Origin of the sequence: Pantoea sp. V106_11 (assembly GCF_029967885.1) — a bacterium.
In the GTDB taxonomy this organism is placed as follows: Bacteria; Pseudomonadota; Gammaproteobacteria; order Enterobacterales; family Enterobacteriaceae; genus Pantoea; species Pantoea ananatis.
In genome coordinates this window covers 39,265-63,542 of sequence record NZ_JASCAK010000021.1, presented here as the reverse complement: position 1 = coordinate 63,542, position 24,278 = coordinate 39,265, and the positions used below count along the sequence as shown (strand labels likewise).

22 protein-coding genes are annotated in these 24,278 nt (G+C 52.8%); 9 read left to right on the top strand and 13 right to left on the bottom strand.

Annotated features, from left to right (window positions below):
- The first annotated feature begins 25 nt into the window (after positions 1-25).
- The 3 genes from QLG08_RS04450 to pdeR all read left to right on the top strand — a co-directional run bounded on the left by QLG08_RS04450 (position 26) and on the right by pdeR (position 4,517).
- A complete protein-coding gene (locus QLG08_RS04450) occupies positions 26-2,092 on the top strand; it encodes a carbon starvation CstA family protein (protein ID WP_013025918.1) in 2,067 nt (688 codons plus the stop codon).
- The gene (locus tag QLG08_RS04445; RefSeq protein WP_072403963.1) at positions 2,085-2,375 is read left to right on the top strand and encodes a CstA-like transporter-associated (seleno)protein; all 291 of its coding nucleotides are present in this window, start codon (positions 2,085-2,087) and stop codon (positions 2,373-2,375) included. Before QLG08_RS04450 ends, QLG08_RS04445 begins: the two co-directional genes overlap by 8 nt.
- A 156-nt stretch (positions 2,376-2,531) precedes the next feature.
- The gene (pdeR, locus tag QLG08_RS04440; RefSeq protein ID WP_014605742.1) at positions 2,532-4,517 is read left to right on the top strand and encodes a cyclic di-GMP phosphodiesterase; all 1,986 of its coding nucleotides are present in this window, start codon (positions 2,532-2,534) and stop codon (positions 4,515-4,517) included.
- Between the two features lie 4 nt (positions 4,518-4,521).
- Here pdeR and QLG08_RS04435 read toward each other — a convergent pair whose 3' ends face one another.
- Both QLG08_RS04435 and araD read right to left on the bottom strand, forming a co-directional pair.
- Complete coding sequence (locus tag QLG08_RS04435) at positions 4,522-5,388, bottom strand: crotonase/enoyl-CoA hydratase family protein (protein ID WP_013025921.1); 867 nt, start codon at positions 5,386-5,388, stop codon at positions 4,522-4,524.
- A gap of 271 nt (positions 5,389-5,659) precedes the next feature.
- A complete protein-coding gene (gene araD / locus QLG08_RS04430) occupies positions 5,660-6,358 on the bottom strand; it encodes an L-ribulose-5-phosphate 4-epimerase (protein ID WP_015700217.1) in 699 nt (232 codons plus the stop codon).
- Between the two features lie 345 nt (positions 6,359-6,703).
- Between araD and osmB the strand changes: the two genes are divergently transcribed.
- Positions 6,704-6,919: an osmotically-inducible lipoprotein OsmB gene (gene osmB, locus QLG08_RS04425; protein ID WP_014593802.1), complete on the top strand. Its 216-nt coding sequence runs from the start codon at positions 6,704-6,706 to the stop codon at positions 6,917-6,919.
- Between the two features lie 82 nt (positions 6,920-7,001).
- Here the strand turns inward: osmB and yciH are convergent, their stop codons facing one another.
- From yciH to pgpB, 5 genes are all read right to left on the bottom strand, one after another.
- Positions 7,002-7,325: a stress response translation initiation inhibitor YciH gene (gene yciH, locus QLG08_RS04420; RefSeq protein WP_014593803.1), complete on the bottom strand. Its 324-nt coding sequence runs from the start codon at positions 7,323-7,325 to the stop codon at positions 7,002-7,004.
- Positions 7,322-8,035, bottom strand: a complete 714-nt coding sequence (gene pyrF / locus QLG08_RS04415) for an orotidine-5'-phosphate decarboxylase (RefSeq protein WP_014593804.1) — start codon at positions 8,033-8,035, stop codon at positions 7,322-7,324. The genes yciH and pyrF overlap by 4 nt, the downstream gene beginning before the upstream one ends.
- A 194-nt stretch (positions 8,036-8,229) precedes the next feature.
- The gene (gene lapB, locus QLG08_RS04410) at positions 8,230-9,399 is read right to left on the bottom strand and encodes a lipopolysaccharide assembly protein LapB (protein ID WP_013025926.1); all 1,170 of its coding nucleotides are present in this window, start codon (positions 9,397-9,399) and stop codon (positions 8,230-8,232) included.
- Positions 9,400-9,405: 6 nt separating this feature from the next.
- Complete coding sequence (locus tag QLG08_RS04405; protein WP_014593805.1) at positions 9,406-9,717, bottom strand: LapA family protein; 312 nt, start codon at positions 9,715-9,717, stop codon at positions 9,406-9,408.
- 129 nt (positions 9,718-9,846) lie between these two features.
- Positions 9,847-10,611 carry a phosphatidylglycerophosphatase B gene (gene pgpB / locus QLG08_RS04400; protein WP_014605741.1) on the bottom strand — a complete coding sequence of 255 codons (765 nt, stop codon included), beginning with the start codon at positions 10,609-10,611 and terminating at the stop codon, positions 9,847-9,849.
- Between the two features lie 228 nt (positions 10,612-10,839).
- Between pgpB and ribA the strand changes: the two genes are divergently transcribed.
- Positions 10,840-11,433, top strand: coding sequence for a GTP cyclohydrolase II (ribA, locus tag QLG08_RS04395; protein WP_015700216.1), 594 nt, complete (start codon positions 10,840-10,842; stop codon positions 11,431-11,433).
- 31 nt (positions 11,434-11,464) lie between these two features.
- On the opposite strand, the gene acnA is transcribed toward ribA, so the two are convergent.
- The 5 genes from acnA to topA all read right to left on the bottom strand — a co-directional run bounded on the left by acnA (position 11,465) and on the right by topA (position 19,146).
- A complete protein-coding gene (gene acnA, locus QLG08_RS04390; RefSeq protein WP_014605739.1) occupies positions 11,465-14,146 on the bottom strand; it encodes an aconitate hydratase AcnA in 2,682 nt (893 codons plus the stop codon).
- Between the two features lie 400 nt (positions 14,147-14,546).
- On the bottom strand, positions 14,547-14,693 hold the full coding sequence (locus QLG08_RS04385) for a hypothetical protein (RefSeq protein WP_227022862.1): 147 nt from the start codon (positions 14,691-14,693) through the stop codon (positions 14,547-14,549).
- A gap of 36 nt (positions 14,694-14,729) precedes the next feature.
- Positions 14,730-14,888, bottom strand: coding sequence for a YmiA family putative membrane protein (locus tag QLG08_RS04380; RefSeq protein WP_013025931.1), 159 nt, complete (start codon positions 14,886-14,888; stop codon positions 14,730-14,732).
- Between the two features lie 495 nt (positions 14,889-15,383).
- Positions 15,384-16,358 carry an HTH-type transcriptional regulator CysB gene (cysB, locus tag QLG08_RS04375; RefSeq protein WP_013025932.1) on the bottom strand — a complete coding sequence of 325 codons (975 nt, stop codon included), beginning with the start codon at positions 16,356-16,358 and terminating at the stop codon, positions 15,384-15,386.
- Positions 16,359-16,548: 190 nt separating this feature from the next.
- On the bottom strand, positions 16,549-19,146 hold the full coding sequence (gene topA, locus QLG08_RS04370) for a type I DNA topoisomerase (RefSeq protein ID WP_013025933.1): 2,598 nt from the start codon (positions 19,144-19,146) through the stop codon (positions 16,549-16,551).
- 368 nt (positions 19,147-19,514) lie between these two features.
- Here topA and QLG08_RS04365 point away from each other — a divergent pair, with 368 nt between their 5' ends.
- Entirely contained in the window at positions 19,515-19,763 is a 249-nt protein-coding gene (locus QLG08_RS04365; RefSeq protein WP_064352532.1) for a YciN family protein, read from the top strand.
- A gap of 30 nt (positions 19,764-19,793) precedes the next feature.
- Here the strand turns inward: QLG08_RS04365 and sohB are convergent, their stop codons facing one another.
- On the bottom strand, positions 19,794-20,840 hold the full coding sequence (gene sohB, locus QLG08_RS04360; protein WP_013025935.1) for a protease SohB: 1,047 nt from the start codon (positions 20,838-20,840) through the stop codon (positions 19,794-19,796).
- Positions 20,841-21,013: 173 nt separating this feature from the next.
- Here sohB and QLG08_RS04355 point away from each other — a divergent pair, with 173 nt between their 5' ends.
- The 3 genes from QLG08_RS04355 to QLG08_RS04345 all read left to right on the top strand — a co-directional run bounded on the left by QLG08_RS04355 (position 21,014) and on the right by QLG08_RS04345 (position 24,208).
- Positions 21,014-21,775, top strand: a complete 762-nt coding sequence (locus QLG08_RS04355) for a YciK family oxidoreductase (RefSeq protein WP_110286782.1) — start codon at positions 21,014-21,016, stop codon at positions 21,773-21,775.
- On the top strand, positions 21,775-22,365 hold the full coding sequence (gene cobO / locus QLG08_RS04350; protein WP_013025937.1) for a cob(I)yrinic acid a,c-diamide adenosyltransferase: 591 nt from the start codon (positions 21,775-21,777) through the stop codon (positions 22,363-22,365). Before QLG08_RS04355 ends, cobO begins: the two co-directional genes overlap by 1 nt.
- A gap of 529 nt (positions 22,366-22,894) precedes the next feature.
- Positions 22,895-24,208, top strand: a complete 1,314-nt coding sequence (locus QLG08_RS04345; RefSeq protein ID WP_013025938.1) for a CitMHS family transporter — start codon at positions 22,895-22,897, stop codon at positions 24,206-24,208.
- The last annotated feature ends 70 nt before the right edge of the window (positions 24,209-24,278 follow it).

Genomic DNA, 24,278 nt, shown 5'->3' with positions numbered 1-24,278 from the left:
ATTCGGTCTCTACAAGGAGTGAGTTATGAAGAACGTCAAAAACGGCGTGCTCTGGCTGGCAGTGGCGTTAATTGGCGCGGGTGCGTTCGCGATGCTGGCGCTTAACCGCGGCGAGCACGTCAACGCAGTCTGGCTGGTGATTGCCGCCGTAGCCTGTTACAGCATCGCTTATCGTTTTTACAGCCTGTTTATCGCCCGCAACATTTTTGAACTGGACGATCGCCGTCTTACCCCCGCCGAGCGCCTCAGCGATGGTCTTGACTATGTGCCCACCAATAAGTGGGTGCTGTTCGGTCACCATTTTGCGGCGATCGCGGGCGCCGGGCCGCTGGTCGGCCCTATTCTGGCGGCCCAGATGGGCTTTCTGCCAGGCACGATCTGGATCCTGATTGGGGTTATGATGGCGGGCGCGGTGCAGGACTTTCTGATCCTGTTTATCTCTACGCGACGTGACGGCCGTTCCTTAGGTGAAATGGCCCGTCAGGAGCTGGGCGCCTTTGCCGGGGTTATTACCATGCTGGGTGCGCTGGGCGTGATGATCATCATTCTCTCCGCGCTGGCGCTGGTGGTGGTTAAAGCCCTGGCGAACAGCCCGTGGGGGCTGTTCACCATTGCAGCAACGATTCCTATCGCCCTGTTTATGGGCATTTACATGCGCTTTCTGCGCCCGGGTAAGATCGCCGAAGTCTCCTTGATCGGTTTTGTGCTGATGATGGCGGCCATTATCTACGGTGGTGATGTGGCTCAGCATCCTTACTGGGGCCCGTTCTTCACACTGAAAGGCACCTCTCTGACCTGGGTACTGGTCATCTATGGTTTTATCGCCTCGGTGCTGCCGGTCTGGCTGCTGCTGGCTCCCAGAGATTACCTGTCTACTTTCCTGAAAATCGGCGTGATTGTCGGGCTGGCCGTTGGCATCGTCTTTGCCATGCCAGAACTGAAAATGCCCGCTGTGACCAAATTTATTGATGGCTCAGGCCCGGTTTTTTCCGGCGCTCTGTTCCCGTTCCTGTTTATCACCATTGCCTGTGGCGCCATCTCCGGCTTCCATGCGCTGGTCTCCAGCGGCACCACGCCGAAGCTGATTGAGCGTGAAAGCCATATTCGCTTTATCGGGTATGGCGCGATGCTGATGGAGTCGTTTGTGGCAATCATGGCGCTGATATGCGCCTCCGTGCTGGACCCAGGCGTTTACTTTGCGATGAACGCCCCTGCTGCACTGATTGGCACTACGGTAGAAAATGCCGCTCAGGTGATTAACGGCTGGGGCTTTGTCGTCACACCTGAAATGTTAAGCGGTATCGCCAGAGACGTGGGAGAAGCCTCAATTCTGTCACGCGCCGGGGGCGCGCCAACCTTTGCGGTCGGCATGGCGCACATCATTACGGAGGTGTTCAACAGCCGCGCGATGATGGCCTTCTGGTATCACTTTGCCATCTTATTTGAAGCCTTGTTTATCTTAACCGCCGTGGATGCCGGTACGCGCGCTTGCCGGTTTATGGTGCAGGATCTGGTCGGTACGGTTGTGCCTTCACTGGCCAATAACCGCTCATGGCTAGGAAACCTTTCCGGCACGACCGTCGCCGTCGCAGGTTGGGGTTTCTTCGTTTATCAGGGCGTGATCGATCCTCTGGGCGGGATTAACACGTTGTGGCCACTGTTTGGTATTGGTAATCAGATGCTGGCATCGATGGCGCTGATTCTGGGCACGGTCGTGCTGTTTAAGATGAAAAAGCAGCGCTATGCGTGGGTGACGATTCTGCCCACTATCTGGCTGTTTATTACGTCGATGACAGCAGGTTGGCAAAAAATTTTCCACGAAAAACCGTCAATTGGTTTTCTTGCTCAGGCCAATAAATTCCGAAAAGGCCTGGATGATGGCGTGATCATCGCCCCCGCGAAAACCGTGGCCGATATGCAAACCATCGTATTCAGTAACCAGATTAATGCTGCCCTGTGCGGGTTCTTTATGCTGGTTGCCGTTACGATGCTGATTGCGGCCTTCTTTGTCATTCGTCGCGCGCTGCGTAGCGATGTGCCCACTACGCATGAGTCAGACATATCCTTACGTAAGGAGCTTCGTCATGGTTGACAGCATCCATCGCGTAGCGCGCCCACAGGGTCGCTGGCATATAATGCGCTGCACGTTACTTTCCAGGCCAAAACCCGTGGGTTTTCGCTGGCGAGCGCTGTGGGAGGGACTTCAGCAAAGTTTTCGTTTGATGGTCGGCGTGCAGGATTATCCGAAATACCTGCAGCATATGCGGCAACATCATCCTGACATTGCGCCGATGAGCGAGCGGGACTTTCATCGTTATTGTCTGGATGCCCGCTTCCCCAGCCAGGCCGGTAAGCTGGGAAAATGTCCGTGCTGAACAGAAAGTGTGCCCCGCTTCGGCGGGGTTTTTTCTGCCCGTTTTTTCTGGAAAGCAAAATAAATACAGTTTCGTCTTGTGCTGGCGTCAGTTGATGAATACTGTTGCTAAAATAACGAGATAACGCCAGCAATGTACTTCCTGGAGGGAGTGACCATGACCGATGAACAAGGGCAATCGTTGTTGTATACCTTGTTTGGTACAACCAGCCCTCATTGGCGATTAACCGCAGACAGTGATGCGCTGCTTTTTGCCTTAGATGAATCATCGAACACCAGCGTTGCTGTGCCACTGACGCCCGGCCAGTGCAGTTTATTGCGCGCGATGCCCGTTATTACTTCCAGTATTAATCTGACGTTAACGATTCACGGCGAGCAGGTCGCCATGCATTTTGTTGGCCGGCGGATCAACCAGTCCGTGTGGGCGGGCACCGCTTCGGCATGGGGCGATACGTCGGCGGTGGCGCGCGATCTGACGCTGGGCCTGTCATTTGCTGAACAGGTCGTGTCGGAGGCCAACTCGGTCATCGTTATCCTTGATCAGCGCGGCAACATTCAACGCTTTAACCGCCTCAGCGAAGAGTATACCGGCCTGTATGAACAGGATGTGATCGGCCGTAATGTTTTCCAGCTGTTTATGACCAAACAGGAAGCCGCGGCCTCACGCAGGAACATCGCAGGGTTCTTTCGCGATGGAAATTCCTACGAAGTGGAACGCTGGATCAAGACGATGAAAGGACAGCGACTGTTTCTTTTTCGTAATAAGTTTGTTCACAGTGGCAGCGGTAAAAATGAAATTTTCCTCATCTGTTCAGGAACGGATATTACGGAAGAACGCCGTGCGCAAGAGCGCCTGCGCGTGATGGCCAACACCGATGGCATCACTGGCCTGCCCAATCGCCACGCGATTCACCAGCAAATCAGCCATGCGCTGGAGCGGGCTGAGGGCAGTGAAACCGGCGTGGTCTACCTGGATTTAGATAATTTCAAAAAAGTGAATGATGCCTACGGTCATATGTTCGGCGATCAACTGTTGCAGGCCGTTTCCCTGGCGATTCTGAGCTGTCTGAGCAAGAACCAGACGCTTGGACGGCTGGGCGGTGACGAGTTTGTGGTGCTGGCTGAGCACACCAGTCAGGCTGCGCTGGAAGCAATGGCTACGCGCATTCTCGATCGCCTGCGTCAGCCTTTCCGCATCGGCCTCATCGAGGTTTACAGCGGCTGCTCCGTCGGGATTGCCCTGGCTCCGCTACACGGAGAGGACCGTGAGTGTCTGATTCGTAACGCTGATACGGCGATGTATCACGCCAAAGAGAACAACCGTGGCAGCTATTGTGTTTTTGCCGAAGAGATGAACCGTCGGGTTTTTGAATATCTCTGGCTCGACACCAACCTGCGTAAAGCGCTGGAGCAGGACCATTTATTAGTGCACTACCAGCCCAAAGTGGATGCTGACGGTAAAGTGCGCAGTGCGGAAGCGCTGGTTCGCTGGAACTCACCCGAGCGCGGGCTGGTTTCACCCGGGGAATTTATTCCCTACGCGGAAGAATCCGGGCTGATCGTGCCACTGGGTCGCTGGGTCATGCTTAACGTGCTGAAGCAAATTATTGCCTGGCGGGAGCAGAATATTTATCTGCGCGTCGCGGTTAATGTCTCGGCGCGCCAGTTACTCGACCAGACAATCTACAGTGACCTGAAACAAGCCCTGACGGATGCCGGTTTAACCGAGTGCCCGGTGGATATCGAACTGACGGAAAGCTGCCTGATTGAGAATGAAGCCGAAGCGCTCAAGCTGATGCGTAAATTTCAGGAACTGGGTGCCCAGATTCACCTTGATGACTTTGGCACCGGTTATTCCTCCCTTTCACAGCTGGCTCGCGTCCCTATTAATGCCATCAAACTGGATCAAAGCTTTATCCGTAATGTGAATAAACGTCCCGTTTCTCAGTCACTCGTCAGGGCGATTGTTGCGGTAGCGAAGGCGCTTGATTTGCAGGTGATTGCCGAAGGTATTGAAACCGTCGATGAAGAAGCCTTTGTGCTAAAAAGCGGCGTCGATGGGCGGCAAGGCTATTTTTACGCAAAACCAATGCCCGCCGATCAGTTTGGGCACTGGCTGGCTCAGCATCCTGCCCGCGTGTAATTATCTAACCCGCTTTACGCAGTGATGCGCTATGGCGGTTTTGTAACTGGACTAAACGTTCCATATAGGCAATATCCTTCGCTTCGAGCGTGAATGCATAATCTACCCAGTCCTCGGTGATATCCATCAGTTCCGCGCGTGACAGCTGCAGTACCCGCTGGCGCGCCTTTAGCATGGCGCGTACGCCATTGAGCTTAGGTCGCAACGTATCGATAAAGGTGCGGGTGGCGCGGTAGCTGTCGCCCGGCTGGAAAACCTTATCGACCAGACCACGGGTTTCATACCATTCGGCACTGTGCGATTCGCCTTCCATAATCAGCTCTTCAGCCAGTTTCATGCCCGAACGCCGCGCGACTAATGAGTAGCCGCCCATTCCGGGAAACAGGTTAAAGGCGATTTCCGGAAACCCCATCCGCGCATTGTTTTGCGCCAGAATAAAGTGATGGGCCAGCGCGGCTTCAAAACCGCCGCCTAACGCACTGCCTTCAATCATCGCCAGCGTTACCGCGCCGGTGTCAAATCCACGTGCCGCCGAGTGGATGCAGTCAACGCAGGCACGGGCATAAGCACGTAACGCTTCGCGCCGGTTGTTGCGGATACATTCCACAAAAAAGCGCAGATCGCCACCGGCATTAAACATTTGTGGGACTAACGAGCCGGTGACCCAGAAGTCGATAGGTAAGCCCGATCGCTGCGCCGTGTAACTCAGATTCATGATCTCTTCAATCAACTCATGATTAAAACTGGGGCGTGGCTGGGCGCGCAACATCATCCACATGGTGCGACGTCCTTCCTCGTAATAGGCAACTAACTGCGTGGTTTGTCCGGCTTCGGAAAACAGTCTGCATGTGGGTTGGTTAATCACGGTCATTGTCTCATCCTCTATTATTTTGATGCGCTAATTGCGCCACATCAGCCTAATCCAGAGTGAGGCCAGACCAAATGAGAGATTGATTTACAACATAAATTCCAGAGTGATCCCCGATGCACCACCTTTAAATGATTAGTAGACTTTCTTGATATCCGCAGCCTTTACCACAGAAAGGCGCGAACCGATAACCGGCATTGATGGGACTGTCCTTCCCTTAAGGCTCGCTCATCACGAGCCATTTCGGGACGCAGGCACCGCTGCGCCCCAGGCATTATTTCTGGCCGTACCAGGCATTTTCACCGTGTTTGCGCAAATAGTGCAGATCAAGCAGGGTCTGCTGAATGGGAGGCAGCCCGGCCGTGAGCTGCTGGCTAAACAATCCCATGTAAGCCACTTCTTCCAGTACCACTGCACTGTGGACGGCCGCATGTGCGTCTTTGCCCCAGGCGAAAGGCCCGTGAGAATTCACCAGCACGGCAGGAATGGCCGAAGGAGAAAGTCCGCGCTCGGCGAAGGTTTCAATGATCACCTCCCCCGTATTCCACTCATACTGATTTTTGATTTCTTCATCGCGCATGGCTCGGGTGCAGGGAATCTCACCGTAAAAGTCGTCCGCGTGGGTGGTGCCCCACGCGGGGATGGCACGTCCGGCCTGCGCCCAGATGGTGGCATGACGTGAATGCGTATGGACGATTCCGCCAACCTCAGGCCAGGCGAGGTAGAGTGCCCGGTGCGTAGCCGTATCGGATGAAGGCCGTTTTTCGCCTTCCACCACATCGCCGGTCGCCAGGTTGACCACCACCATGTCCTCCACTTTCATGACATCGTAACTGACGCCAGAAGGTTTAATCACTAACAGACCTTGCTCACGGTCAATCGCGCTGACGTTTCCCCATGTGAAGGTGACAAGGTTGTATTTGGGGAGATCCAGGTTGGCTTCCAGGACCTGTTGTTTAAGGTGCTCCAGCATTTTTTTCTCCTGCTGAGAAGGGTTTTCATAGTGTGCGGAGCAGGCAGAAAAAACGTTATGGAGCAAATAGCTAAAAAGCAGCGGAAAATGGCTGTGAATGAAAAATTGTGTCGCGAATTAAGAATTTTCCATCTTCGGAAATTCTGCAAAATGAATAGAATTCTGTCAGGCATCAGACAGGTCCATCTGTTAATGATGCTTTTCAGCCGCTACAAGCAGATTGTCCATGGTGTCTGGCATTTTTATACTGAAAGGATGCGGTAATCATGCCTCACAGGCGGCCTGAAAAAATTTCACAGCTATACTTACTGTGTTGCATCTGCATACACAATAAAGGAGAAGTTCATGACAATTACAATGAAAAAAGTGACCGCCGCTGTCCTGGCGACCACGCTGGTTGTGGCGTTAAGCGGCTGTTCGAACTGGTCTAAACGCGACCGTAACACTGCGATTGGCGCAGGTGCCGGCGCAATTGGTGGCTCTGTATTAACCAACGGCAGCGCGCTGGGTACCGTGGGTGGTGCAGCTGTGGGTGGTATTATCGGTCACCAGGTTCACTAAGCACGCTATAACAATAAATCACGGCTACGCAGCGCATCTACATAATAAAAAACCGGGCTACCTTGTAGTCCGGTTTCTTCTTTCAACCCCCAGCCAGTTTTACCTTCATGCCTTTGGCTTCCAGCAGGCTTTTTAATAAATCGCGCTTGTCGCCCTGGATTTCGATCACGCCCTCTTTCACCGACCCGCCACAACCGCATTTTTTCTTCAGTTCAGCGGCCAGCTGGTTCAGTGCTGCCTCATCCATATCGACGCCAGAAATCAGGCAAACACCTTTGCCTTTGCGTCCACTGGTCTGGCGCTGAATGCGAACAATGCCGTCGCCTTTGGGCCGTTCCGCCTTTTGTTCGGGCTGAGTGATACGGCCAGCGTCGGTTGAATACACCAAGGGATTATCGCGACTCATTTTACGCTCTCCAAATCCTGCAACAGCGCCTTAAGCGTCGCGGCGGGGTCCGCTGACTGCGTAATGGGACGTCCTATTACCATATAATCGACGCCAGCAAGGCGGGCCTGCTGTGGCGTCATAACGCGGCGCTGATCGCCCGCGTCGCTTCCCTGAGGCCTAATGCCGGGAGTAACCAGCTTAAAATCATGACCGATCGCCTGTTTGAACCGCGCGGCTTCATGTGCGGAGCAGACAACCCCATCAAGACCGCATTCGCGCGTGAGTTTTGCCAGGCGTTCAGCCTGCTCTGCGGGAGACAGCGTGATGCCCAGGCCCAGTAAATCTTCGGCATCCATGCTGGTCAGGACGGTGACGGCAATCAGTAACGGCGCCTGCTCACCATAGGGAAGAAGCGCTTCACGGGCGGCATTCATCATGCGTGCCCCGCCGCTCGCATGAACGTTCACCATCCAGACGCCAAGATCGGCGGCGGCAGCGACCGCGCGGGCGGTGGTATTAGGGATGTCGTGAAATTTCAGGTCGAGAAAGATCTCAAATCCACGCTGTTGCAGGGTTTTTACCAGCTGTGGGCCGAACAATGTGAACATTTCTTTGCCCACTTTCAGGCGGCAGCTGCCCGGCTCTATCTGATCGACAAAATGCAGTGCGCTGTTCATATCGTGGTAATCAAGCGCCACTAACACCGGTGAAGTCTGGGATAAGGCCATGCTATTTCCTCTGCGGTAGGCACCTGCTGGCGCGTTAGACAAACGGCACGCATTCTACCTGCCCGCTTTTCGCATCACAATCCCTGTTGCGCTGCCAGGCGATAAACGCACGGAGGTCAGGCAATTTCTGCAATTAACAATTTTAGTATGTTGTAACTAAAATGCATTGAAAACCGAAGACAATAACCAACAGGTTATTGCCCATCCAGTCCGCGAATCGGTTTGACTGATGACCAGGTCCGGCATGACGGACAGTGCCAGTAGAGCGCATGAGCCGTAAAGCCGCATTTCTGGCAGCGATAACGTGGTTTCGTGCGGATTTGCTCGCCGACCAGATCGCGCAGCACCATCAGGCTCTCTTTAGCACGACCATCCTCCGCTTCATGCAGGTGAAACTCCATCAGACGATGGAATACGCGCATGTTGGGGTGACGCTGTAACTGGTTATTGATGTAGTTTTGCGCCGCTTCCGCGCCCTGCTCCTGCTCCAGAATCGCGGAAAGATACAGTTCCGCCGCGGCGCCGGTGTTCTCTTCCACACAGCGTTTAAGAAATGCGGCCCAGGCGTCGGGCTGATTAAGACGCTGAAAACAGGTTTCTAACATCGGCAGCGTTTCACTGACCAGCTCTTTATCCTGATCCAGAACACGCTGCAGATGCTCGATAGCTTTGGCGTGCTCCCCTTTCTCCATCAGGATGCGCCCCATCATAATCGAGACGCGTGCGCTCTGACGATCGGCTGACTCCCCCTTTTTCAACAGGGTCATCGCCCTGTCGAGATCGTCGCTGCTCATTGCCTGCAGCGCGAGTTCGCAATAAAAATGGGCAATCTCACCCTTCTGCTTGTCTTTGCCCAGTTTAACCAGCCGCTCAGCCACCTCGATAGCCTGAACCCAGTCACTGGTTGCCTGATGAATAAGCAACAGCTGTTGCAGTGCACCGATCCTGAAATCTGTCTCATCCGTCAGCTGTTTGAACATGTCTTCGGCGCGGTCATAAAGACCTGCTGCCATATAGTCACGCCCCAGTTGCTGGATGGCCAGCAAGCGTTGTTCGTAGCTTAGCGACGCGCTTTCCATTAAAGACTGATGAATTCGAATGGCGCGGTCAACCTCACCGCGCGAACGGAACAGGTTGCCAAGGGTCAGGTGTGCTTCAACCGTGCCGCTGTCTTCCTTGAGCATGTCAAGAAACAGATCGACCGCTTTATCCTGCTGGTTGGAGAGTAAAAAGTTTACCCCTGCGACGTAGTCACGAGACAGGCGGTTTGATTCCTGTTGCTTATCCTGCTGCGCGCTTCGGCGGCCCATGTACCAACCATAGGCAGCGGCGACAGGAAGTAACAGAAACAGCAGCTCTAACATGGAGACTTATTCCTGCGCGGCCGGCGGTAGCGGTTTACCGACAGGCGCTGGCGTGCTCTGATCAATCTGTGTCTGCAGGCGCTTAACTTTACGTTGTGCATTGGCCAGAGAGACCCGAAGACGTAACCAGAAGAGTCCGCAGATAACCCATCCCAGCAAAAAACCGACGCCGAAAAGCGTTGCCAGTAACGTAGAGATACGGAATTCACCCTGCGCCAGCAGATAGTTAAAGGTGATAACCTGGTCGTTGTGCGCGCCAAGGGTCACGGAAATGATAAAAATGACCAAAACCACTAAAAAAATCAGCAAATATTTCACAGTGCATCCCGTTGTGAGGTTGTCGAATAGAATTATGCCAAAATTACGGCAAAAATACTGCTCCCGGCCGCATCAGACGAAGAGCTTTTGCTCAGTTTCAAGATAAAGATATGGTGCTGAACGGCGCAATTACAATCCTTGTTCCCGTTCAGCCACCTCCTGCTTCTCTTCCGGTGGCAGGCTGAGCGGCCCACAGAAGCGTTGAGCAAGCCAGGTTGCCACCACGACAAACACCCAGGAAATGAATGTTGCCACGGCCAGATCGCGCGGCCAGTGCATGCCCAGCAGCAGGCGACTGCCCATGACGCCTGTTGCCCAGAGTCCGACAAGCACAATCGTTTTGTAATGCCGGCGTGGCCAAAGTAAACCGATGACCAGTAAGGCCCAACTGGCGGCAAACATCGTGTGTCCGGACGGGAAGGCAAACCCTGTTTCAAAGGCCCAGTGCTTTTTCAGCCAGCCCGGAATATGGGATTCATCCGCAATCAGCGCCGTGACGCGCTGGCCACGTTGCTCACGATTCAGTTGGTAAAAGGTCTTGTCGTCCAGCCCGTGGGTTTTCTCCAGCCAGACGACATAGGGCCGGGGTTCCTGCACCTGCTCTTTGATAAAGGATTTTGTGTATTGACCGGCCAGGATGGTGGCATTCATGATCACCAGGAGCAGCAGCGCCGGTTTGAGCCTGAAACGCAGGCACCACAGCACCCACGCGCTTAAAATCAGGCTGGTCAGCATTCCCCACGGCCGTGTGACCGTTTCGGTCATCCAGAACAAGACCTTAAGAGAGGTATTACTTTCGCCAGGCTGCCATTGCCAACCGGATAACCATACTGCAACCGGCATAATAAGCAGCAGCAGCATTCCCGCCAGCGTCCGTTGAAAGATTTTAATCATCCCTTTTCCTTTTTCCCGGTAAAAACCTGTTGCGAAAGCATAACTTTAGCTTAAAAAAGAATAACATAACCTTTTAAGATTAGATAATCGTGCTTTATCACAACAATCGTTTACACAGATTAACAGCCTGCCTCGCGGTTGTGGCACAATATTCCACGTTTGTCGGGCCGCATCGGCCTGTGCACTATTATGATGATAGTGCATCCTTTGAGGGTTCTGGAGAGTCACATGCAGCTTAAACGGGTGGCAGAAGCCAAACTGCCCACGCCATGGGGAGATTTCCTGATGGTAGGTTTTGAAGAACTGGCAACCGGTCATGACCATGTTGCCCTGGTCTTTGGCGATATTAACGATAATCAACCAGTCCTGGCTCGTGTTCATTCCGAGTGTCTGACTGGCGATGCGCTGTTCAGCCTGCGTTGCGACTGCGGCTTCCAACTTGAAGCGGCCCTGAATGCCATTGCTGAAGAAGGCCGTGGTGTACTGCTCTATCACCGCCAGGAAGGTCGTAACATCGGCCTGCTGAATAAAATTCGTGCCTATGCGTTGCAGGATAAAGGCTACGACACCGTTGAAGCCAATCATCAGTTAGGCTTTGCCGCTGACGAACGTGACTTCACGCTGTGTGCCGATATGTTTAAGTTACTGGGCGTAAATGAAGTTCGGCTGCTCACTAACAATCCGCGGAAAGTGGAAATTCTGGGTGAAGCCGGGATCAATATTGTTGAGCGGGTACCGTTGGTTGTCGGGCGCAATCCTGAGAATGCGCACTATCTTGATACCAAGGCAGAAAAAATGGGTCATCTTCTGCCGAAGTCCTGAATGAAACAGCCGGGTTTCCCCGGCTGATTTATCAGTTCAGCATGTTACGAATTACGTAGTGCAGAATACCGTCGTTTCGGTAATAGGTCAGTTCATTACCGGTATCAATACGGCAACGCGTATCCAGCTTCTCCTGACTGCCATCTGCGCGGGTTAGCGTGACAGAAACGGTGCATCCGGGTTTAAGCTGCGCCAGGTTTTCCACATCTATCGCCTCATCACCTTTCAGACCTAACGTTTTACGCGTTACGCCCTGAGGGAACTCCAGCGGCAAAATCCCCATACCAATCAGGTTGGAACGGTGAATACGTTCGAAGGATTCCGCAATTACCACGCGGACGCCTTGCAAACGCGGCCCTTTCGCCGCCCAGTCACGGCTCGATCCTGAACCGTACTCTTTACCCGCAATCACCGCCAGGGGAATGCCGTCAGCCTGATATTTCATCGCCGCGTCATAAATGGCCAACTGCTCACCGCTGGGATAGTGTTTGGTGTAACCCCCTTCCACGCCAGGCACCATTTCATTTCGAATACGGATATTCGCAAAGGTCCCGCGCATCATCACTTCGTGGTTGCCGCGCCGTGAACCGTAGGAGTTAAAATCATTCCGCTCCACGCCGTGGGACAGCAGATAGCGACCGGCCGGACTTTCCGCTTTGATGCTACCGGCTGGCGAGATGTGGTCAGTGGTGACCGAATCGCCAAGAATCGCCAGCAGGCGCGCGCCATGAATATCCTGAACCGGCTTAGGTTCTTTTTCCATGTCGTCAAAGAAGGGCGACAGGCGAATGTAGGTTGATCCTTCATCCCAGTCGTAGGTAGCCGCTTCACTTACCTTAATGGCCTGCCACTCTGGCGTGCCGTTAAATACCTCAGCGTACTCTTTGTGATACATATCGCTGGTGACCTGCTGGACGGCGGTCGCAATCTCTTCAGGTGAAGGCCAGATGTCTTTCAGAAATACCGGCTTGCCCTGATGATCGTGACCGAGCGGGTCGGTTTGCAGGTTGATTTTCATATTACCTGCCAGCGCATAGGCGACGACCAGCGGTGGCGATGCCAGCCAGTTGGTTTTAATCAGCGGATGAATACGGCCCTCGAAGTTGCGGTTACCGGACAGGACGGCCCCTACCGTTAAATCCCCTTCTTTGATGGCCGATTCAATCTCATCCGGCAGCGGACCCGAGTTACCGATACAGGTTGTACAACCGTAGCCCACAAGGTTAAAACCCAGTTTATCGAGATGAGGTGTCAGCTGCGCGACCGCGAGATAGTCGGAAACCACTTTAGAACCCGGAGCCAGCGACGCTTTGACCCACGGCTGGCGTTTTAATCCCCGCTCAACCGCTTTTTTCGCCAGTAACCCTGCGGCCATCAGCACGCTGGGGTTAGAGGTGTTGGTACAGGAGGTAATCGCCGCAATCGCGACCGCGCCATCGGTCAGCGTGTGGCTCAGGCCGGTCTCGCTGTCGGTATAGTCGACCTGCTTATGCGGTTTCTGTGCATGGTTCACTTCCAGCTCATTGCTGGCATCGAAAGCGGCGGGCACATCACCCAGCGAGACGCGATCCTGCGGACGTTTCGGTCCGGCCAGGCTCGACTCGACATCATTCATATCGAGCGCAAGGCTACTGGTGAAAATTGGTTCATCGCCGGCATTACGCCACAGGCCCTGTCGCTTAGCATAGTGTTCCACCAGTGCCACCTGCTCGGCATCGCGTCCGGTTAGCGTCATATAGCTGAGTGTGACTTCATCAACCGGGAAAAATCCGCAGGTTGCGCCATATTCCGGTGCCATATTAGCAATGGTGGCACGGTCGGCCAGCGGCAGATCAGCCAGGCCATCACCATAGAACTCGACAAACTTCCCGACAACGCCATGCTTACGCAGCATTTGCGTGACGGTAAGTACAAGGTCGGTTGCGGTGATGCCCGCACGCAGTTTCCCGGTTAGCTTGAAACCCACGACGTCGGGGATCAGCATAGAAACCGGCTGGCCAAGCATGGCGGCCTCTGCCTCAATCCCGCCCACGCCCCAGCCGAGTACACCCAGGGCATTGATCATGGTGGTATGAGAATCGGTTCCGACTAACGTATCAGGCCAGGCGTAACGTTCACCGTTAATGTTCTGCTGCCAGATCGCTTTGCCCAGGTATTCCAGGTTCACCTGATGACAGATACCTGTGCCTGGCGGTACCACCCGAAACTGATCAAAAGCCTTTTGGCCCCAGCGCAGAAAAACGTAGCGTTCATGGTTGCGCTCCATTTCCAGCCGCACGTTTTCTTCAAATGCGTTATCGTCACCGAAATGGTCAACCGTGACAGAGTGGTCGATAACCAGATCGACCGGCGACAGAGGATTCACTTTGGCGACGTCGCCGCCAAGACGACTCACCGCCTCACGCATGGCGGCCAAATCCACCACGGCAGGCACGCCAGTGAAGTCCTGCATTAATACACGCGCAGGGCGATAGGCAATTTCCCGATCGCCATGGGCCGTTTTCTGCCAGTCGACCAGTGCCTGGATATCCTCTTCCGTGACTGAATCACCGTCCTGCCAGCGCAGCAGGTTTTCCAGCAGAACTTTCATGGATTTAGGCAAACGATCAATGTTGCCGAGATGTTGTGATGCGCGAGGTAGACTGAAGATGTGATAGTTTTGATTATCTACCTGCAGTGTTTCCTGACTCTGCTCGCGTAGGGTTGACGACATAGCTCCTCCTTAATAATCATGGTCTTTAAACCTCAGAGACAACAAGGTTTAGCTTAAAGATAGACCACTTTTCTGTTAACGTTTTGATTACAACACCAATTGCTACAATCTGACGCAAACAAAAATGCCCCGTAAAATTACGAGGCATTATTTATTAACAGGAAACGATATATTACAAGGCTGCCCAAAGTGCTGCCATCCACACGCTAAAAGAGAAAGCATAGGCACTGAACCAGGTCATTTTAATCATATTCATAAGATCACTCCTGCGCCGAATGGGCAATAGAAAGCCGCACTACCAACCGTTTTAACGGATGACATCTTTTATGCTACGTGTGAAAGGCTTTTTTAAGCAGCCGAATGACAGAAGATGTGTCGAAAAGAAAAGAACGATAATTAATTATTTTACTTTCGGGTCCAGAAACGACTCGATGAAATTGCGTTGATGTTCGTTGAGATCCCAGCTTTCCGGGATAGACACTTTTTCCGCCTTTGCAACCGGCTCTTTAGCTTTGTAGCCAGAGAGGCGATGCTGACGAGTGGTCATTGTGTGCTTATGGCAGAGTGCGTTTGCCCACATGGCTTAACCCCAGATGCGCCAAATCATTAACGCTACAACAACCCAAAACAGCGCTGAGGCAGCAAATACAGTTAACCAGGCGTTGCGACGAGTGTTACCGGAGCGCTTAACCTTGGTGCTTTTAGCCGGGAAACCCGGGTCTACAGTCAGTCTCGTAGTCATAGTTTTTGATAATCACTCTCAACAAAACGATTGATAACATCGATTAAGATTTAGGACGAATCCTAAACCCGTTAAGGCCAAAAATCCAGTAATTTTTATTGCACAAAACGATTAACGCAATTTATCAAAATGGTAAAAATTACTTAAGTGATGATTAATGACTTATTCCAAATAAACGTAAACGGCAGTGACAAAAATTTGAGTTAATTTAACTTTAGATCCAGTCATTACTAAACCCGTCTTTTAATCACCCCCTAATTAACGCTTCTCCATCAAGGCTTAACTGGAGTATGGGAATTATCCTGGCAGCCCGCAAAGATATCGCGTCAAAAATGTGTTGTGTTTCGCATTTAAGATACAGCAAACATTAAACATGTGATCGACGCAGCATTAACAAAAAAATAATAAAACTTATCAACCTAAGCATGGCGCTAACATTCAAACAAAAAAAAGGCTGCACAAGGCAGCCTGAGACTAAGGGATTGGACATCTCTGTTACTTAAACGGCAGTTTGATATCTTTAAACATGGCTTCAATATCTTCGTTTGAGCGTAGTGCGACAGCCGTATCAACGACATCTCGCGTCAGATGAGGCGCAAAGCGCTGGATAAAGTCATACATGTAGCTACGCAGGAAGGTGCTGCGACGAAAGCCAATCTTGGTCGTGCTGTTGGTGAAAATTTCAGAGGCTTCGATTCTGACCAGGTCTGGATCGGCAACGGGATCGACGGCCATGCTGGCGATAACGCCAACCCCTAACCCCAGTCGGACATAGGTTTTGATAACGTCCGCATCCGTCGCGGTAAAAACGATACGCGGCGTTAATCCCGCCCGCATAAACGCGGTATCCAGCTCCGAGCGACCGGTGAAACCAAAGGTATAAGTGACCAGCGGAAAATCGGCCAGCTCCTCAATCGTTACCTGCGCTTTAGCTGCCAGAGGATGATCGGGCGTGACAACGATGGCGCGGTTCCAGTGATAGCACGGCAGCATGATCAGGTCGTCGTACAGATGCAGCGCTTCCGTAGCAATGGCAAAATCCGCATTTCCCTTGGAGACCGCCTCGGCAATCTGCGTTGGGGAGCCCTGATGCATATGCAGTGAAACACGGGGATAGCGCTCGATAAATCCTTTGATCACGCCCGGGAGGGCATAGCGAGCCTGAGTATGGGTAGTCGCCACATACAGGGAGCCCTTATCTGGCCAAGTATGTTCACCGGCGACAGACTTGATTGCGTCGACTTTAGAGAGGACTTCGCGGGCAATACGAATGATTTCTTCACCGGCCGGCGTCACCTGGGTGAGATGTTTACCGCTGCGGGCAAAAATCTGCACGCCCAGTTCGTCTTCTAACATACGCACCTGTTTGCTTATGCCAGGCTGCGAGGTATAAAGACCTTCCGCTGTCGAAGAGACATTAAGATTGTGGTTCACGACTTCTACGATATAGCGCAACTGCTGTAATTTCATATCTTTTTTTATCCTGGTCGGTTACAGAGTCGCATCCCCGGATGACGTACTGTCGCCCCGGCCGGTGGAGGAGTGCTGAGCAGCAAGAAGGGTTCGGAAATGCTATAACCACTATAGCATTTTAAGAAACAATGTAGAACGGATTGATATAAGGCGAGAAAAAAGGCCAGCGTGTGCTGGCCTCTGAGGATTACTTTTTCGCTTCCTGCCACTTGCCGTCAATGTAAAACGCTGACCAGCCCGTCGCTTTACCCTCTTTTTCAGAGGCAACGTACTGTTGTTTCGTTTTACGGCTAAAGCGCACCAACGTTTTATTGCCTTCCGGATCGGTTGCTGGCGCTTCGGCCAGGTATTTCAACTTCTCAGGCAGGCGATCGTGGAAACGTTGCAGTTCCTCCACCAGCGGTGCACGGGTTTCACGTGACTTTGGAAAGGTGTTAGCGGCCAGGAACACACCCGCCGCACCGTCGCGCAGCACAAAGTAGGCATCTGACTTTTCACACGGCAGTTCTGGCAGCGGCACCGGATCTTCTTTCGGTGGTGCCACATCGCCATTACGCAAAATTTTACGTGTATTCTTGCAGTCATCGTTGGTACAGGCCATGTACTTACCGAAACGCCCCATCTTCAGGTGCATTTCAGACCCGCACTTTTCGCACTCAACCACCGGACCGTCGTAACCTTTGATTCGGAACTCGCCCTCTTCGATTTCATAGCCATCGCATTCAGGGTTGTTACCACACACGTGCAGTTTGCGTCCGTTATCAATCAGGTAGCTGTCCATTGCCGTGCCGCACTTCTGGCAACGACGACGTGCGCGTAACGCATTGGTTTCAGCATCGTCCCCTTCCAGAATATTCAGCACTTCATTTTCTGGAATCAGGTTAATGGTTTGCTTACAGCGCTCTTTCGGCGGCAGTGCGTAACCTGAACATCCCAGGAAAACGCCGGTACTGGCCGTGCGAATGCCCATTTTGCGGCCGCAGGTGGGGCAGTCAATGGTGGTTAACACCATCTGGTTTGGCTGCATGCCGCCTTCTTCAGGATCTTTCTCCGCCTGTTCCAGCTGCTGGCTGAAGTCTGAGAAGAAGCGATCAAGCACCGCTTTCCATTCCGCCTGGTTGTTGGCAACCTGGTCGAGGCTGCTTTCCATGTGCGCGGTGAAATCGTAATTCATCAGTTCGCGGAAATTTTCTTCCAGGCGATCGGTGACGATTTCACCCATTTTTTCGGCATAAAAACGGCGATTCTCAACCCGGACATAGCCCCGGTCCTGAATGGTGGAGATAATAGCGGCATAGGTCGAAGGCCGGCCAATTCCACGTTTTTCCAGTTCGCGCACCAGCGAGGCTTCGCTGAAGCGAGCCGGTGGCTTGGTAAAGTGCTGGCTTGGCAGCAATGCCTGCAGGCTCAGTTCGTCACCCACGTTCACCGGCGGCAAGGTGCGATCTTCATCGTTCTTGCGCAGGGCGGGCATGACCTTAGTCCAGCCGTCAAAACGCAGCGTGCGCCCTTTGGCCTTCAGTTTGTAATCCCCCGCTGTTACCGTCAGCGTGGTTGAATCATACTGAGCAGGTGTCATCTGGCAGGCAACAAACTGACGCCAGATGAGCTGATACAGCTTTTGTGCATCCGCTTCCATATCTTTGAGCTGCTCAGCCACCACATCCACGTCAGAAGGACGAATCGCTTCGTGTGCTTCCTGTGAATTCTCTTTGCTGGCAAAGGTATTGGCGTTGTCTGGCAGATACTTTTTACCGAAATTCCCTTCGATATAGCCGCGCACCATGGAAACCGCATCCTGACTCAGATTGGTCGAGTCGGTACGCATATAGGTGATATGACCCGCTTCATAAAGTCGCTGTGCCATCATCATGGTTTTTTTGACGCCAAAGCCCAGGCGGGTACTCGCGGCCTGCTGTAGCGTAGACGTAATAAATGGCGCACCGGGTTTACTGCTGGTTGGCTTATCTTCGCGATCGGTAACGGCAAAGCGGGCTTTTTCAAGCAGCGCCAGGGCGGCATGCGTCTGTTCGTGATTGACCGGACGGAAAGGCTTATCACCCGCGTGAGTCACGTCCATCGCCAGGTCATCGCCCTTCGGCGTCGTCAGGTTAGCGCTGAGTTCCCAATACTCTTCAGGAACAAACGCTTTGATCTCGCGCTCGCGCTCAACCACTAACCGCACGGCAACCGACTGTACGCGGCCCGCAGATAATCCCCGCGCGACTTTTTTCCACAACAGCGGCGAAACCATGTAGCCCACAACACGGTCCATAAAGCGGCGTGCCTGTTGCGCATTAACGCGGTCAATATTCAGTTCGCCCGGCGTATCAAACGCCTGACGGATCGCATTTTTGGTGATTTCGTTAAACACCACGCGGCTAAAGCGTTTGTCGTCGCCGCCGATGACTTCCCGCAGGTGCCAGGCAATGGCTTCCCCTTCGCGGTCAAGGTCGGTTGCGAGATAAATGTGGTCAGCGTTTTCAGCCAAGGCTTTGAGTTCAGCGACCACCTTCTCTTTATTTGGCAGGATTTGGTAGTCCGCTTCCCAGCCATGATAGGGATCAACGCCCATACGGCTGACCAGCGCGGCCTTCTCGTCCTTCTTTACTTTTTTGACTTTTTTATCTGTCGAGGTTTCAGCACTTTTTTTGGCGGTTGAACCACTGGTCGGCAGATCCCGGATATGGCCCACGCTGGATTTCACCACGTAGCCACTGCCCAGGTATTTATTGATTGTTTTGGCCTTTGCCGGGGACTCAACAATAACGAGTGCTTTACCCATATTTACCTTTACCTAATGAATACGTCCTGCTCTACGGGAGAGGATTGGATGCCCAAAAACCCACGGGGTTCAATATTGCTACGCCTGTTTTTTATTTCAGGACGAGGGGCTCAATCTCTGGTCAGTGATTACAGTCCAATGCAACTTTATGATAAAAATCGCTTTTTCTGCCTGACTTAATCGCACTTCCCGGTGCAATATCCCTGGAATCTGAAACGCCCACACTGTACCTGATAAAATCTGTTACGCAACTTAATTAGCATCTGTTGTGAGTAAAGCCCCTTTTTACCCCTGCAGCCGTTTGTCGAACGATGCGATACGCAAGTAATATAGAAAGAATTGTCAGACTGTCAAAAAGGAGCCGACACATGCACAACCCGACTCAGGGTATTTCGCCCCAGGCACTACTGGAGATTGCCAATGCTCTGCTCAGGCAACATGATGATTATTTAGCCGGTGTCTCGGTGGAGGCGGTCAGTCAGCAGGGTGATGTGCTGGTCTTCCGTGGCCCGCTTTTTTTGGATGAAGAAGGGTTGCCAACGGCAAAAACCACCGCGGTCTTCAATCTCTTTAAACACCTGGCGGTTGAGCTGTCTCCCCGCTACCACCTGCAATAACAACAAACCCGGCCGAAGCCGGGTTTGTACTCATAACATCGGTTTATCACCGCGTTGCCACCACTTTAGCAGCAGGCGTTCAAATACCTGTCCTGAACTGTGGGTCAGGCGATCGATTCTTGAACGGCGACGCACGTAGTTCACGCCCAGCACGGTAAATTTATCCATGTGCTGAATAATCAGATCGTCACTGGTTGAAATACGATCGATCAGGCCTAACGTCAGGGCCTGGCGTCCGTACCAGTGCTCACCGGTGGCGACACGGTCGATGTCCAGTGACGGGCGCATTTCGTGAACGAACTGCTTAAACAACAGATGTGTTTCATTCAGATCCTGCTGGAATTTCTCACGCCCTTCCTCCGTGTTTTCACCAAACAGTGTCAGGGTGCGTTTGTACTGGCCCGCCGTGTGTAGTTCAACATCGATATCGTTGCGCTTGAGCAGGCGATTGAAGTTAGGAATTTGCGCGACAACGCCAATTGAACCTATGACCGCAAAGGGTGCCGCCACGATCTGGCTGGCAACACAGGCCATCATGTAACCGCCGCTGGCCGCGACCTTGTCAACGGCAGCCGTAAGTGTTAATCCGGCGTCACGCAGGCGTTGCAACTGAGAGGCGGCGAGACCATAGCCGTGCACCATGCCACCCGGGCTTTCCAACCGCAGCAGGACTTCGTCACCGGGCTGGGCCACTGCCAGTACGGCAGAGACTTCTTCACGCAATGATTTCACTTCGCTGGCATCTATGCTGCCGTTAAAGTCGAGCACATAAAGCGTCGGCCTGGCGGTCTCAAGGCTGCCCTGCTTCACTGCGCGTTTCTCTGCTTTAGCCTTTTGTTTCTCGGCTTTCTTATTATTTTTTAACCACAGCTTTTGTGCCTGAGGTTTCATTTTCTCAAGCTGCAGATCCTCTTTCATTTTGCTGTAGTCATCACCGAGGTGGGTTAAACGGAGTTGCCCACCCTGGTGACGTTTGCGCTGTGCGGCGTTCACAACGATCATGACGATCGCTGCAATGGCAATCACCACCGTCACCGCTTTTGCTAAAAACAGTCCATAATTCAAAAGAAGTTCCATCGTGTCGCCTTATTAAACAGAGGATTACTGACAAAGGGTTAGTTTAACTGGTTTATTTTGGCTCGTCGCCTGAAATGCCAGCACCTGGCACAGAATGTACCTGTTGCTAATTGCGTCATGCCCTGAATTGAGGCATAAAGCGTGAAACCCTCACGTTGCGGGAGGCTCCCAACATGCATTACCAACCCAAAAATGATTTACTTGCGAATCGCCTGATTCTCGTGACCGGTGCCTCTGACGGCATTGGACGGGAAGCCGCGTTAACCTATGCCCGCTTTGGTGCGGAAGTCATCTTACTGGGGCGCAGCGCCGAAAAGCTGCAGCAGACAGAAGAGGCGATTAATCAGTTAAACAAATGTCCGGCACACTCGGTCGTATTTGATCTGTCTGAGGCCACGCCGGCGCATTGCCACCAGCTGGCCGGGCAACTGGCACAGCGGTTTTCACATCTGGATGGCGTCTTACATAATGCCAGTATTCTGGGTGACATCATGCCGCTGGCCGAGCTTGATCCCCTGGTGTGGCAACAGGTGATGAAGATTAACGTTGATGCGACTTTCTTCCTCACCCAGGCCCTGCTGCCGCTGTTGTTAAAATCAGATAGCGGCTCGCTGGTCTTCACCACGTCTAGCGTAGGCCGCACCGGCCGGGCAGGCTGGGGAGCCTATGCGGTATCGAAATTTGCCACCGAAGGCATGATGCAGGTGCTGGCAGATGAGTATAAAAATCATGGGTTGCGGGTCAACTGTATCAATCCCGGCGGTACGCGGACTAAAATGCGTGCCAGTGCGTTTCCGCAGGAAGATGCCAGCAAACTTAAAACCCCCGCCGATATCATGCCGCTCTACCTGTATTTGATGGGCGACGACAGTCGTCGCAAAACCGGTATCAGCTTTGATGCCCAGCCTGGCAGAAAACCCGGAGCGGCCGAGTAATGACGGATGAACGCCACCAACAGCGACAGCAGCGTTTGAAAGAACACGTCGATGCCCGCATTGCCGCAGCCAGTGAAGTCAGGGGCATCCTGATGGTGTTTACCGGCAATGGCAAAGGTAAGACCACGGCGGCGTTTGGCACCGCGCTCCGCGCCTGCGGGCATGGTAAGCGTGCCGCAGCCATTCAGTTTATCAAAGGCGAGTGGCCAAACGGCGAGCGCAATCTGCTGGAACAGCATGGCGTGGAGTTTCAGGTGATGGCTACCGGCTTCACCTGGGAAACGCAGAATCGCCAGACCGATACCGATGCCTGCCTTGCCGTGTGGCAACATGCTCAGCGCATGCTGGCCGATCCCCGGCTGGACCTGGTGATACTTGATGAAATCACCTATATGGTCAGCATGGATTATCTTCCGCTTGAGGCGGTGGTAACGGCCCTGAAACAGCGACCGGTGCATCAGAGCGTTATCGTTACTGGCCGGGGCTGCCATCGCACGCTGCTGGATATGGCCGATACGGTAACGGAAATGCGCCCCGTCAGGCACGCTTTTGACGCCGGTATCCAGGCCCAACAGGGCATAGACTGGTAGCGTTAATTAACACAATGCCATAAAGGTCAGGCGTGAAACCGTCTGACCCGCCTCTTTTTTGTCTTAATCAAATTATCAATCTGTTATCACTTTGCTCTAGCTGTCATCCCCATCCCTTGCTCAAACGCGAGATGACCCACCACGCGCCCTTCCCGGTGGCGCGTTAAGGTTGTCGGGGCAATTTGGGCAGGCTGCTCACGGCCTTACCCCATTCAACTGGCGATCAATGTCATTTTTTCGCTTAGGTTTTACGCGCCCTTTCCAGTTAATGATGCCTGAAATTAACCCTTTCCCGCGCCAGCATTCATTGATCACAGTCACATTGTGCCGGGCCAGTCGGGCCGGAAACCGATCGGGATCACCCTTTTATGTTAAAGAAATGATAAAAATAATTTAGCTTTAATATCATCTCTATGTGCATGGTTAATCAAAACAACAGGTTAACTATTAACACGCTAAGTAATTCCATAAATTATTACCTTACTTACTCACAATTGAATAACTTTTTGCCAATAAGAGGGCTGTTATTTTGCTGACCATACTGGGTTTTACGATGGTTGTTTGTTTCATGTATTTAATCATGACCAAACGCATGTCAGCGCTGATAGCGCTAATTCTTATTCCCACACTGTTCGCCCTGATAGGGGGATTTTACCAGGGTCTGGGTGCCATGATGCTCGATGGTGTGAAAACGCTGGCTCCAACGGGCGTGATGCTCACCTTCTCTATCCTCTACTTCGGCCTGATGATCGATGCGGGTCTGTTTGACCCCCTGGTGCGGTTTATTTTGAAAATCGTACGTGGCGATCCGCTTAAGGTTCTCGTCGGAACGGCCGTGTTAACGTTGCTGGTCTCACTGGATGGTGACAGCTCAACGACTTACATGATCGCGATTGCCGCGTTTCTTCCTCTTTACCGCAAGCTGGGTATGAACGTGCTGGCAATGACCTGTCTGGTTAACCTTGCAAGCGGTATCATGAACCTTTCTCCCTGGGGCGGCCCGACGGCCCGTGCGGCGGCGGCATTGCGCATTGACGCGCTGGACATTTTTATTCCCATGCTGCCGGCCATTTTTATCGCCTGCGTGGCCCTTGTCGGCCTGGCGTTTCTGTTTGGCCTGCAGGAACGTAAGCGCCTGGGGGTCATGAGCATCAACGATCACCATCTGGATAATATTGAGCTGGGCCTGGGCGATGCGGAAGAGTGCGCGGCGAATCGTCGACCCAAAATGTTCTGGCCAAACTTTATTCTTACCACGGTGCTGCTGGTTTTGTTGGTTATTGGCGCGATGCCTATCCAGATTCTGTTTATGCTGGCCTTCGCGATTGCGGTAATGCTGAATTACCCTACGCTGGAAGAGCAAAAGGCGCGTATTGGTTCCCATGCCAGTAATGTGCTCGCCGTAACAGCCCTGATTTTTGCCGCAGGTATTTTTACCGGCATCCTTTCCGGAACCGGCATGGTGGATGCCATGGCGAAGAGCCTGTTGGCGTTTATCCCCCACAGCTTTGGCCCCTATCTCGCGGTATTTACCGCATTAATCAGCCTGCCTTTTACCTTTTTTATGTCCAACGATGCCTTCTACTTTGGCATCCTGCCGGTCATTGCCCAAACGGCGGCCAGCTATGGGATTTCTGCTGAGGAAATTGCCCGCGCTTCGATTGTGGGTCAGCCTTTCCACCTGCTCAGCCCGCTGGTTCCATCGGTTTATCTCCTGGTCGGTCTGGCGAAAGTCGATATTGGTGACCACCAGCGTTTTGCCATTAAGTGGGGCATTTTAATCAGTCTGGTGCTAATGGCCGGGGGATTAATTACCGGCGCGTTTCCACTGTTCCACCGCTAAACCGGCTCAGATCACCTCTCCCTGACAGCAAAAAGCCGCAACGATCACGTTGCGGCTTTTTTATTAATCC